The following is an 11,249-nucleotide window of genomic DNA, read 5'->3' on the forward strand; positions in this document are numbered from 1 at the left end:
CTCCGCATCGCCAGCCGCAGCCGGTCCGACTCGCCTTACAAGCCAGGCTCGAAGTCAGGAAGCACCAATGAAGCCACGTGTCGTGTCGCTCGCTCCAATGTGTCTCGACCCAGCTCACGACGGAGCCAGCCTGCGCGTCATTGAAGTTGCACGGGCGTTCCGAGATTTGGGGCATCCCGCGACCGTCATCGGTCGGGATTTTCTTTTGGAACTGGCTCCGGATGGAGGCGCGAAGTCGTCGCGCATCGAAGCACGCTGGCCCGGGCGGTCCGAAGCGGTCGTCCGGGGGTTGCTGACGTCCGGACACTACAACGAAATCAAGCACACGAGCCCGACGTGGCGTCAGGCCGTACGAGCCTACCTCCGCGACCACGATCACGACATTGTCATCATCCACATGCTTTGGATGATCGATCTGTTGTCCGACCTCTCAGCCGCCAAGGTGATCGCCCTCGAGACGCACAACTCCGAATGGAGACTCTACGACCGCTATCTCGACCAGTCACGCAACCCTTTGGTGCGGCGTTTGACGAATACCTCGCGACGACGCCTCGACGAAGTCATGGTGGGCCTCCCGAAGGACGTGATCCTGGTTCACATTTCCGAGGCCGACCTCCTCGATCATCGCGAACGTCGCCCCGACCTGCGACACCTTCTCGTCCCGAGCGGTTGCGAGAGCCTTCCGAGAAAAAACGCTCCTGACTATTCCGTTTCCCGGAAGCGGATGATCTTTTTTGGGAACCTCGCCAACAAAATGAATAACGATGCGCTGGGGGGATTCGCTGAAGAGTTCTGGCCTATCCTTCGCGATGTCGCCGACTTCACCGTCGCGGGCTCGAACCCCTCCGCGACGGTCGTTGAGCTGTGTCGCTGTCACGGTTGGGAACTCGTGCCCGACTTCACGGATGAGGCAAAGGTCGATCTCTACGAGCGATCTCACTTCGCGATCCTGCCGTTCCGTTACGGGGTCGGTAGCAAGCTCAAGATGCTCGACGCCTGCGGCCACGGGATTCCTGTTCTCACGACCCGGGCGGGCAACTGCGGCGGCCTCAACCTTCCACCGTTCGTCACCGTGGCCGATTCTCCGGAGGTCTGGAGACGGGTCATCGTCGACACCCGATCGTTCGACCCCTCCTGGAGTCGAGCGGCTGATGACTTCGCCTCGGCTCACAGCCAGACGGAAGCCCTCGCGCCACTGATCCAGGAGATCGAGGACCGGATCGCGACGAGGGCTCCTGTATCATGAGTGCTGCGACTGAGACCACCGGTGTGATGGATCGAAGCCCGTCCACGACGACATTCAGCCGTACCGGGGCGATGTTGTTGGCATCGTCCCTCGGCCTCCTGGGTCGCGTTGGCGGTTCGGCGGCCACGCTCGTGTCCACCGTCCTCCTGTCAAGGATGTTGACGACGGCCGAATTCGGCGAGTACGTGCTCGTCCTGACGGTCGTCCTGATCGGCAGCATCCTCGGGGCGCTGAGCATGGGCGAGGCGATCCTTCGATTCGTCGGGGTCCGTCTGGGCATGGCCGATTCCGATGAGGCGTGGAGCGCGTGCCGCAAAGGACTTCTGATAGCGACAATTGGGCTGGTTGCAGTCGGCGTGGGCTATATGGCCGGTTATGAGACGATCCGTCGTCTCATCCCGGGCCTGCCCTTGGGACGGACCAACGCTGCCTGGGCGGCCCTCTGGATGATCTCGTCCGGGATTGGTCTGGTCCTAAGCTGCGCCCTCCGAGCGTTCGATCGGATCATGCTGGGCACTCTGGTCGAGATCACCCTGTACCGGGTCGGGCTGGTCGTCATCCTCGCTGCCATGTGGGCGGTCGGTGCAACGTCCCTGACGAGCGCGATTGCGGCGTCGGCGCTCGTGGCCTCGATCGTCACCCTCGGGGCGGCCGTCGCGCTCGTGCGGATGGCCCCGCCTCGCGGTCGGATAGCTCACATCGGCCCCAACTCCTGGGAGTTGGTCCATTTCGCCCTCCCATTGCTAGGCTCAGGGCTTCTCTTTCGCTTCATGAGCGACGCTAGCCTGTGGATGATCTCGGTCTATTGTTCGGCAGACGAGATCGCGCTCTACGGCGCCGCTTACCGCCTCTGGGTGGTCTTTTCCATTCCACAGGTGGCGGTGAACGCTGCGATCCAGGGACCAATCGCCCGCCTGCAGGCGCAGGGCGACGGCCAGATGCTGGAGCGCCTGATGCGTGGCGCCACGATGACCGCCCTCTGGCCGACGTTCGGGATCACAGTTGTGGTCCTCGGGGCCGGGAGCTCGATCTTGGGATTCCTCTATGGACCCTACTACGCCGAGGGCGGCACGGTTCTCGTGATCCTCTGCATCGCACAACTCATGTGTACTGCAGTCGGGTCGAGCGAACAACTCGCGGCGATGAGTGGGCGGCAGTTCGCTGTCCTGATGGCCTCCGTTCCCGCGACGATTGTAAGCCTTGTTCTCTCCGTAGCCTTGATCCCTCGCTTCGGTCTATCGGGCGGGGCCGTCGCTGCGGGTTGCTCTTCGTTATTGTTCAAAATGATCCTCGCCGCCTATTGCGCTTCGCGACTGGGCGTCCGGACCTGGTTGCCGCTGGGCCGCGACACGATCGACTCCTTCACCTCGGCTCCGCTTGCGTTGGTCCAGCCCGATCTTCCTCAAAGCTGCTCTGACGAGGTTCCATGAAGACACGAGAATTCGGTCCCGAGTCGGCAGTCGATCGTGGTAGGGTCGCCGTCGTTACTGGTGCCGACTCCAACTACTTCTGGCTCCTGGAAGGCGCGGTCGAGTCGCTCCGTTCGGCGAAGGAACGCTACGGATTTGAATTGGTCGTCCTCGACTTCGGCCTCACCGACGAGGAGAAGGCCGTCCTCCACGACGTCCACGATGCAAAAGTCGTCACAGCTCCCTGGATTGTCGACGTCCCCGAGCACCACAAAACTCGAAGGAACTTGGCCTTCGGAGCAAGGTGCACTCTTCCCGACCTCTTGCCGGGGATCGACGTATTTCTCTGGTTCGACAGCGACGGCTGGGTGCAGGACGACGTCTTCTACGAGCGTTACATCGAAGCGGCCTGGGAAGGTCGCCTTGCGATTGTTCGCGAGGAGGAGGAGGCCTACCCTTTCGACTGGCCGTTGATGAGGTGGAACCTGGGGAACCAAATACTAGGATTCGGACTGTTCCTGGGGACTCGGGTCTATCTATCGCCGGCCATCAACAATGGTTTTTTCGCGGCCAAGGCCGATCACCCAGTCTGGAAATGCTGGCGTCGTCGGTTCGAGTCGGCAGTGCGACGGTCGGGCAAGATCATCATGGATCAGCATTCCCTGAAGGCGGCCATCGCACTCGACCGGATCCCCACAACATATCTCGGCGGCGAATTGAACTGGATCTGCAGCCGAGGCCGGCCCGTCTATGATCCGGTTCGTAAATGCTTCTGCTTACCCTATCCGCCATACACCAAGATCGCCGTCATGCACCTCGCGGGACACGACAAGGATTGTCGACGCCAGTTGATTTGCGTTGACGGCGGTAACTATGAAACGGCGCTGACCTACCGCCAGCGCACCGCTCCTCCTACCCGAAGCGTGGCGGAGCCGCTTCCCGTTCCTTCCACCTCTCACCCCCTCAACTAGCCTCTGGTGGACGTCGAAGCACTCAACACCGCGTCGAGGACACCTACATGATCGATACCCGCTCCCAGACTTACCGGAGATTCCTGGAAGCCCGAGGCCAGACGATCTACGCGACAGTCTCCGAAACCAGGGAGTTATCCCGAGAACTCGCCGACGAGGTCGGCCGCATGGATCCCCCAGCCGAGATAATCGTCGGCCTGGCCAACGGCGCCTTACTCATAACGAAAGAGATCTCGGAAACACTCGGTGTCCCGGGACATATGGTCAAGATCCGACGCAAGGGAAGTCGCTATAAGCAGAAACTAGCAGTCCTGGCGAAACGGTTTAGGATTCCAAAACGGCTCGTCTTGTGGGGGCCCTTCAAGCCGCTTTGGGTCTTCTTTCAGAATCGTACGAACACACTCGAAACGGCAGGTGAGTCTCTCGGCTTCGATCCGGCCGGCAAACACGTCTTGATGGTCGACGACTGCGTTGAGACCGGCGCCTCATTCCGGTGCGTTGCAGAGCTTCTGACAGCGGCCGGCGCACTGAGCGTCAGGACCGCTGTCTTCTGCTGGTCAAAGATGCCGAAGGTTCCGGAGGCTCAATCTCGACCCGACGTCTACCTCCACCGAGAGATCCAATACTACCCCTGGTCGTGCAATTCGATCCACACAGATGAGTACCAACGATGGTTGGCGGCCAATCAACTCGAGCTTTGGCAATGATCAACCTGCAGTTACTCCTTCTCGACCTTGACGGCGTCGTCGTGTACGAAGGCGGACCACCACTGCTCGACGGTGTGGAAATCCTCCGCCTCCACGAGCGGATCGCCGATCGGTTGGCCTCACTCAGCATCCCAGTCGTCGTACTGACGCATCGGTCGAGGACCGAGGCTGCAAGAATTCTTCAGGCCGTCGGCCTTCCAACCGGCTCTCTTGCGGGCGTGATGACGGCTGAGGATCTTGCGAAGGCGGCCGTCCGCCACGGCCGCTTCCGCACCCTGCTGACCCAGGGGCTTCGAAAAAGCCTCATCCTCCCGGTCGTCGAGAAGCGCTTCGGGGTGCGTCGCGAGGCGATGGCTCTGATAGACGACCGAGTTGAGAACTTGGAGGACCTGATCGCCGCTGGAATCGCCCTCGCGATCCACGCCCCTTCCCACGAATCGGCCGAAGGGAGGCTCGTTTCTTTCAACCTCGATGAGGCGATCGAGGTCATCCGCCTATGGAAGTCAGACTTAGTCGCCAAGCGATACGTCTGCTTGTCGCCTCAAGAACTCCCACTCGACGCCTCGCGCCGGACTGGCCTCTGCACCACGCGCCAGGGGCGGCATGCATTCAACGTGCTTCGGACGACCGTACGTCGGTTACGACAATCAATCCAAAGAAGAGTGAGCGGAGCCGATGCGAATTAATTCCCTGCCGCTGCGACAATACGTAATCCACATTTTCATCCCGGTGGTCATTGCCAGTGCAGGATTCCCTGCGGTTGGGAGCGCTGAAGACCGTCTTGATCGCTCGAAGTTGGGCAAGTTGACCTTCTCGGATGAATTCGACGGAGCGAAATTGAGCCTCTACGAGCCGCGTACGAAGCGAGGCACGTGGAAGACAAGCTTCTTCTACGGAGATCAGAATGGTTCGAGCAGCCGAAGAGCGCAGGAGACGATCTTCGTTGAGCCCGCTTATTCGGGAGTGAACCCATTTTTTCTCGAAGAGGGGAAGGTGAGTCTGGAACTTCGCTCGGTGACGCGTCCCAATGACCCAAAACTCGATGGCGCGAAGTTCACGGCCGGTTTGCTTTCGACCGAACGGACGTTCTCGCAGACCTACGGATATTGGGAGGCCCGAATCGCTATGCCAGACGTCCCAGGAACGTGGCCGGCATTCTGGCTGTGGTCGTCGCCCGTCAAAGATCTGACCGGAACTCAATGGAACGGAGAATGGACAGGAGGATTAGACGACGAAATCGACATCGTCGAAGGGCAGGGAGTCCGACCTGGCAAGACCCTGCATACCGCTCACAAGCGATTCAAATGGAAGGATCGAACGGGTGGTGAACGCGTCGAGTTTAAGAAAGTGGAAAGTCTGCAGGTGGACATTAAACAGACGGCCGTCCCACGAACTTATGGCCTGTTATGGACTCGTGAAGAATTGGTATGGTACGTCGATGACGAGCGAGTCTATCGATGCTCTAATCACGGATGGCGTTCACCAATGTATATAATCCTGTCAATGGGGGCTGGAGGGTGGGATGGCAACGACATTCGTGCAGGATTCGATTCTGCTCGATTGGGTATCGATTATGTCCGCGTCTATACCCTTGAAAAAGCCTCTCAAACCATCCCCAACTGAACGACTGCCAGCTGGAAGCCGGTGGGTTCGACTGTCGGCCGCAAACCCGATTGAAGGAAGTTTCGACGAAAACGGAATGGCTCCCGATGCTTCTTGAGATCGCCTTGCTTGCCTAACTCTCACCCAGTGACGAACGGTCCAACATCCTAGAAGCTTTCGCCCGGACGGCGTGGGTCAGAGATCCCAGACCTCAAACAATTAGGCCGTGTGGGCCCAAGTTGGCCTGGGTGGAGTGTTGACGCCCGACTGTTGGGGTCTCTCGCCAGATCGTGGACATGTCGCCTCTCCTCTTTCTCAGCCCTCGTAGCGCTCAAACGGACAGGACATGGCAGTGAAGTCAATGATTTCCACACGGCACACGGGAGACACTCAGCCAGAGTCGGACAAGTCGGTGGCAATGGCAAGAGCAGCAACCTCGGCCAGTGGGAGAGACTCGAATCGATCTGGGTTGGAAGGCGATCGAATCGAGCAGCGATCTGGGATTCGCGCGGTGGGCGGCTTCACCCCACCTTACGCTTCGATAAACGAGACGGAACGCGTGGTCTCGTTTTGCCGACTCCAGTTCTTCTCGTTGATTTATCTGCAAAAGTTTGCGATCCCGGCTGGATCGATGTCGATCAGCATTCCCATGCTCATCATGATGGCCGGCTTAGGACGCCTCGTGATTCAAGGCGGCGCTTGCATCGAGATGCGTCGCGGTATCGCCTTCGCTGCATTCGTTTCCGCCTGTCTGACGTCTCAGATGTTCGTCACAGATTCATCGTGGTTGAGTATGATTTTCGTGGTGGTGCTTAATGCGTGGCTTCTGCTTGTGCGTGATATAGATTCGCGAGCTCTAGAAAGAATCGCGACTTGCTTTGTTCGATTCATGTATTTGCCCGGAGGCATCGTCTTTCTGCAGCATCTTTGTTATGTGACGCCGCTCGGCGATATCTTCAGCATGGATAGGATCGTTCCATCGCAGTTCTTGCTAAAAGGGTTTGTCTATACGGCTGAATACGGTTGGAAGTCTGGAATAATGCGGCCGAACGGGTTCTTTTTTCTAGAACCTTCATTCGTGTCAATGTATCTCGCGGCCGCTGCGATCACAGCGCTCCGGGTCCATGGAGATCGCCTCCGGGCGGCCTTCTTCGCAGCGGCTTGCATTGGGTCCACAGGAGCCACAGGAATGCTCATGCTCGCCGTCGGTTTTCTTGCCGTTCTGGTCAGGCGGCGTTTGAAGACAATCGCCGCGATATCCGCCGCCGCGACGATCGCTGTAGTCGTCGCCTTTGCCTCTGGCCTTGGCAGCCAAATGTCACATCGGTTCGAGGAGCTTTCCACTGAGAAGTCGAGCGGACATGGCCGTCTGATGATGCCTGTTACGACTTTGATTGAAATATTGATATCGGGAAAAAACGTTTGCCATGGGCTTGGGGCGGGCACGATTACCGATGACACGGGAGGGTCTGCATGGCCAATATTAAAGGTCGTCTACGAGTATGGTGTTTTGGCGGGTATTGGTTATGCAGCTTTGATCGCGTTGAGTTTATACCGCAGCCCAATTCCAGAGCTGACGCTCGCTCTGTTCGTCGTTTTTCAATTCACCGGTGGATACCTGGTTCAGCCTATGCTCATCGGACTCTTAGTGTTGCTGTGCACGGGATTTCGTTGCACCGCCGCCCCTCAGGGCGATCGCGGCATGACGTTCAGGGCCGCCGCACTATAGGTGTGGGATGGAGTGCCGCCAGACGCAGTTGGCCGAACGGACACATCGTTTCCAATAGGGCTCAGTATCCTGAGGCGGTCGTGGAACTGCCTGGAGCGGAGTCGAAGAAGAGTCCCTGGACGACGGCGTTGGCGGCGCCGAGGCGGACGACGCGGAACAGGACGTGGCCGCTGACGTTCCACTGGAGGTAGAGGCCGTCGTGGAACGACGAGACGGTCCGGCTGTCGAGGAGGGCGCCGGTGGCGGCGTCCAGGACGTCGATTCGCTGCGAGCGTATGGAGCTGTCCCAGTCGGCCATGTAGAGGCTGACGCGGTGGGTCTGTCCGTCGGTCAGGTCGACGTCGATCGTGAAGTCGGAGCCGGAGTACCAGGCGGCGGCGACGCCGTCTGAGCCGTCGGCCTTCTGCAGGGCCCGCGGGTCGGAGGTGCTGGAGGCCCAGGTGTAGTCCGACTGGCCGGACATGGAGACGGCGGCGTATGAGGGGAGGGACGGCGAGGTGCCGGCGACGTCGTAGCCGTCGGCCCCGTAGGCCCCGATCCAGCCGCCTTGCGTGATCGCGTCGCTCCCTGCGTAAGTCGCCGACGCAGGAGCGGAGTCGAAGAAGAGTCCCTGGACGACGGCGTTGGCGGCGCCGAGGCGGACGACGCGGAACAGGACGTGGCCGCTGACGTTCCACTGGAGGTAGAGGCCGTCGTGGAACGACGAGACGGTCCGGCTGTCGAGGAGGGCGCCGGTGGCGGCGTCCAGGACGTCGATTCGCTGCGAGCGTATGGAGCTGTCCCAGTCGGCCATGTAGAGGCTGACGCGGTGGGTCTGTCCGTCGGTCAGGTCGACGTCGATCGTGAAGTCGGAGCCGGAGTACCAGGCGGCGGCGACGCCGTCTGAGCCGTCGGCCTTCTGCAGGGCCCGCGGGTCGGAGGTGCTGGAGGCCCAGGTGTAGTTCGACTGGCCGGACATGGAGACGGCGGCGTACGAGGGGAGGGACGGCGAGGTGCCGGCGACGTCGTAGCCGTCGGCCCCGTAGGCCCCGATCCAGCCGCCTTGCGTGATCGCGTCGCCCCCAGCGTAAGTCGCAGCCGGACTCCCGACCGCTGTGGGCGGGGCGACGACGGAGAAGGACGTCGACGCGGTGAGCGATCCCACCGAGGCGGTGACGATGACAGGGCCGACGACGGTCGCCGTGAATAAGCCGGAGGCGTCGACCGCACCCACGGAGGCCGTCCAGTCGAAGGCCGGCTGGGAGGTCATCCCAACGTCGAACTGGTCGAACGCAGTCGCCGTCAGTTGGGCGGTCTGCCCCTGGACCACCGGCCCGGGGATTGTGGCTACCACCACCTTCGTCAGCACCTGCCCGACCGTCACGTCCAGCGCTTTGACGACGGTGCGGCCGCTCACGTCTTGGATGGTGAGAAGGAAGCGATAGTTTCCCGTCTGGTAGAAGGTGACGACGGAGTTCTTGGCTGCGTTAGTCCCGTTCGCGGAGAATGTCGGCTTCGGCGTCTCCTGGGCCGGGAGGGCCGTGATCGACCAGGTGTAGGTCAGGCTCGGTTCACCGTACGCGGAGCCCCCGAGAGTCGAGAGACTCGCGGTCTTCCCCGTGGCGGCCACGATCGCCGTGGGTGGAATCGCGATCGACGGGCCGGTCGTTTCGATCGCGCCGAGGGTAGGCGCTGCGTTGATTGGATTGCCCCGGATGTCTTGGCCGCCGTTGTTCGCGATGGGCACGCCCGCCCCGACGGCCGGAGACCCCGTCCCGGGTTGATAGAAGGAGCCGACGATGTCCAATCCGTCCCAACTCTGGCCCGGGAGAGCCAGGATCGGGTCAGCGAGAATCGAATTGCTCGCTCCGGGAGGGGCCGCCGTCCCAGTGAAGAGGTTGTGGTCGAAAAAGAAGGGGTTGGATTGTGCCCCTTGCGTGTTGATCTGACTTATCGTGCCGAATGGGCTAAGAAAAATGTTGTTGTAGAACTTGACGTTAAGGTCGACGGGCGAGCCCCACCACCACCACATCTGTATATTGAGCGCCTCGAATTCGTTGTAGAATGTATTGTTGTAAACAAGGAGATTCTTGCCCATGATGCGGAAGAGCCCTGCCCCTTCCGATGGACTCATGCCAATGCCGTCGTTCCGGCTGATGTTGTATCGTACCACGCAGAGGTCGCCCGGCGCGCCCAGGAGAGAAGTGTAGGTCGTCTCCATGAAGCCGCCGGCGTTGTCGTGGGAATAGTTGTACTGGAAATAAAACGTGCCGGAGCAGCCGTTGTCGAGATCGAACGCCTGCGAATCGCCGTTCTTCGAAGCCGCGGTGTAGGCCACCTCGTTGTATTCGATGGTTCCGCCGTTGCACATGAGGAGGAATAGGCCTATGTAGATAACCTCGGGAGCTTCTCCCTCGGGGCCATTCGCTCCGACGTTGTAAATCGTGTTGCGGCCGATGTAGGGGTTGACCGAGTAATCGACCTCGATGGCGCCGAAGGCGGACCGGTCGATGTAGTTTCCCGTGACCGAAACGCCCGTGCTGAGCGGACTCGTGGAATTGTTCGCGCCCTGAACCCAGATGCCTTCGCCTCCGACGTCCGTGATCGTATTATCTGCAATCGTCACGTCGCTTATCGGTCCGGCCCAACCAAACACCCAGATGGCGCCGTTGGTTTGATTGGTGAAGCCCATCGTCCCCATCTGCGAGATGTCCAATCGCTCGAGGCGCACGCCACGCATCTCGGTCGCGCTTCCGTTGAGGATCTCCACGGCGCAGCCGCCCCCCCGAAACGCCAGATCCTGAAACGACCAGTACTGCATCATGCCGTTCCACTGATCGCTGCTGTAGAAGAGCGTGGCCTGGCGGTCGACTCCTAGAAACAGAGGTTTCGCGCCATCGCCGTACATGCCGACCGTGATCCAGGCGTCGCTGGTTCCCGTACCTCGGGGCTTCAACTGGCCGGACCAGGCCTCTCCCGCCTTGAAGAGGACCGTATCGCCCGCGTGGAATGTCGTCGCGTTGAACTTGTCGAGAGACTTCCAGGGGGCCGTCGTCCCGTTATTTCGATCGTTCCCCGCCACCGAATCGAAGTAGTAAGTCGTGAGCAATCGGCGTTCCTCAAGAGCCTCGACCAAACCGACGCCCGGCGAGACCCGACGAGTTCGCGAGATTCGAGGTCGCAGCAAGCGGATGCGATGCCCAAACAGCATGGTGACGCCCTCGTGGATTGTTGGAGTCTCTGTCGATGCGGCGAGCGCGTGCAGCGATACAAGCATCCGAAATCGGGTGCGTCCACTGATGCCACTGACGGCTTTGATTTGGTGTGGCGTCGAGATTAAGCGGTAGCAGGGTGATTACTCAAGGATATCCTGATTTTTCACAACTTGGATATGTGCGCAAGGCCGCGCGGCTAGCAATTGCTGCATCACAGCAGTCTTGGCGAGGTCCTAAGGGGTCGAAATTAATGAGTAATTGAATAGCGCCGAGCAGTGCTCAGTGAAGCAATCGTCGGTGTCAGGCAGGCATGCGTGTGGGGTGGTTCAAGAGCTGGCTATGCTCTGGCGCAAGCCTTGTCCCTCTGCGGCAAAGCCGTTTGGTGCGTATT

The 11,249-nt window shown here is 60.3% G+C and carries 8 protein-coding genes; 6 read left to right on the forward strand and 2 right to left on the reverse strand.

The features are described 5' to 3' along the window. The first annotated feature begins 67 nt into the window (after nucleotides 1-67). Genes G5C50_RS23195 through G5C50_RS23210 form a run of 4 tightly spaced genes read left to right on the forward strand, consistent with a single transcriptional unit; the run spans nucleotide 68 to nucleotide 4,333 of the window. Nucleotides 68-1,246, forward strand: coding sequence for a glycosyltransferase (locus G5C50_RS23195; RefSeq protein WP_165073343.1), 1,179 nt, complete (start codon nucleotides 68-70; stop codon nucleotides 1,244-1,246). Then, complete coding sequence (locus G5C50_RS23200; protein ID WP_206107821.1) at nucleotides 1,243-2,676, forward strand: lipopolysaccharide biosynthesis protein; 1,434 nt, start codon at nucleotides 1,243-1,245, stop codon at nucleotides 2,674-2,676. The genes G5C50_RS23195 and G5C50_RS23200 overlap by 4 nt, the downstream gene beginning before the upstream one ends. Further along, a complete protein-coding gene (locus G5C50_RS23205) occupies nucleotides 2,673-3,626 on the forward strand; it encodes a glycosyltransferase family A protein (protein WP_165073345.1) in 954 nt (317 codons plus the stop codon). Before G5C50_RS23200 ends, G5C50_RS23205 begins: the two co-directional genes overlap by 4 nt. 47 nt (nucleotides 3,627-3,673) lie before the next feature. Beyond that, complete coding sequence (locus G5C50_RS23210) at nucleotides 3,674-4,333, forward strand: phosphoribosyltransferase (RefSeq protein WP_165073346.1); 660 nt, start codon at nucleotides 3,674-3,676, stop codon at nucleotides 4,331-4,333. A 119-nt stretch (nucleotides 4,334-4,452) separates the two neighbouring features. Here G5C50_RS23210 and G5C50_RS23215 read toward each other — a convergent pair whose 3' ends face one another. Then, nucleotides 4,453-4,755 carry a hypothetical protein gene (locus G5C50_RS23215; protein ID WP_165073347.1) on the reverse strand — a complete coding sequence of 101 codons (303 nt, stop codon included), beginning with the start codon at nucleotides 4,753-4,755 and terminating at the stop codon, nucleotides 4,453-4,455. A gap of 253 nt (nucleotides 4,756-5,008) precedes the next feature. Here G5C50_RS23215 and G5C50_RS23220 point away from each other — a divergent pair, with 253 nt between their 5' ends. Together G5C50_RS23220 and G5C50_RS23225 are read left to right on the forward strand one after the other, a co-directional pair. Continuing rightward, nucleotides 5,009-5,956 (forward strand): glycoside hydrolase family 16 protein, encoded by a 948-nt coding sequence (locus G5C50_RS23220; RefSeq protein WP_165073348.1) that lies wholly within the window; start codon nucleotides 5,009-5,011, stop codon nucleotides 5,954-5,956. Nucleotides 5,957-6,281: 325 nt separating this feature from the next. Further along, nucleotides 6,282-7,664 carry a hypothetical protein gene (locus tag G5C50_RS23225; protein WP_165073349.1) on the forward strand — a complete coding sequence of 461 codons (1,383 nt, stop codon included), beginning with the start codon at nucleotides 6,282-6,284 and terminating at the stop codon, nucleotides 7,662-7,664. A 61-nt stretch (nucleotides 7,665-7,725) separates the two neighbouring features. On the opposite strand, the gene G5C50_RS23230 is transcribed toward G5C50_RS23225, so the two are convergent. Then, nucleotides 7,726-10,854, reverse strand: a complete 3,129-nt coding sequence (locus G5C50_RS23230; RefSeq protein WP_165073350.1) for a right-handed parallel beta-helix repeat-containing protein — start codon at nucleotides 10,852-10,854, stop codon at nucleotides 7,726-7,728. Nucleotides 10,855-11,249 lie beyond the last annotated feature (395 nt).

This window comes from Paludisphaera rhizosphaerae, assembly GCF_011065895.1.
GTDB classification, from domain to species: Bacteria; Planctomycetota; Planctomycetia; order Isosphaerales; family Isosphaeraceae; genus Paludisphaera; species Paludisphaera rhizosphaerae.

Excerpts from the sequence above, each read along its gene's own strand:
- G5C50_RS23195 (WP_165073343.1), top strand. The coding sequence starts at position 68 with ATGAAGCCACGTGTCGTGTCGCTCGCTCCAATGTGTCTCGACCCAGCT.
- G5C50_RS23200 (WP_206107821.1), top strand. The coding sequence starts at position 1,243 with ATGAGTGCTGCGACTGAGACCACCGGTGTGATGGATCGAAGCCCGTCC.
- G5C50_RS23205 (WP_165073345.1), top strand. The coding sequence starts at position 2,673 with ATGAAGACACGAGAATTCGGTCCCGAGTCGGCAGTCGATCGTGGTAGG.
- G5C50_RS23210 (WP_165073346.1), top strand. The coding sequence starts at position 3,674 with ATGATCGATACCCGCTCCCAGACTTACCGGAGATTCCTGGAAGCCCGA.
- G5C50_RS23220 (WP_165073348.1), top strand. The coding sequence starts at position 5,009 with ATGCGAATTAATTCCCTGCCGCTGCGACAATACGTAATCCACATTTTC.
- G5C50_RS23225 (WP_165073349.1), top strand. The coding sequence starts at position 6,282 with ATGGCAGTGAAGTCAATGATTTCCACACGGCACACGGGAGACACTCAG.
- G5C50_RS23230 (WP_165073350.1), bottom strand. The coding sequence starts at position 10,854 with ATGCTGTTTGGGCATCGCATCCGCTTGCTGCGACCTCGAATCTCGCGA.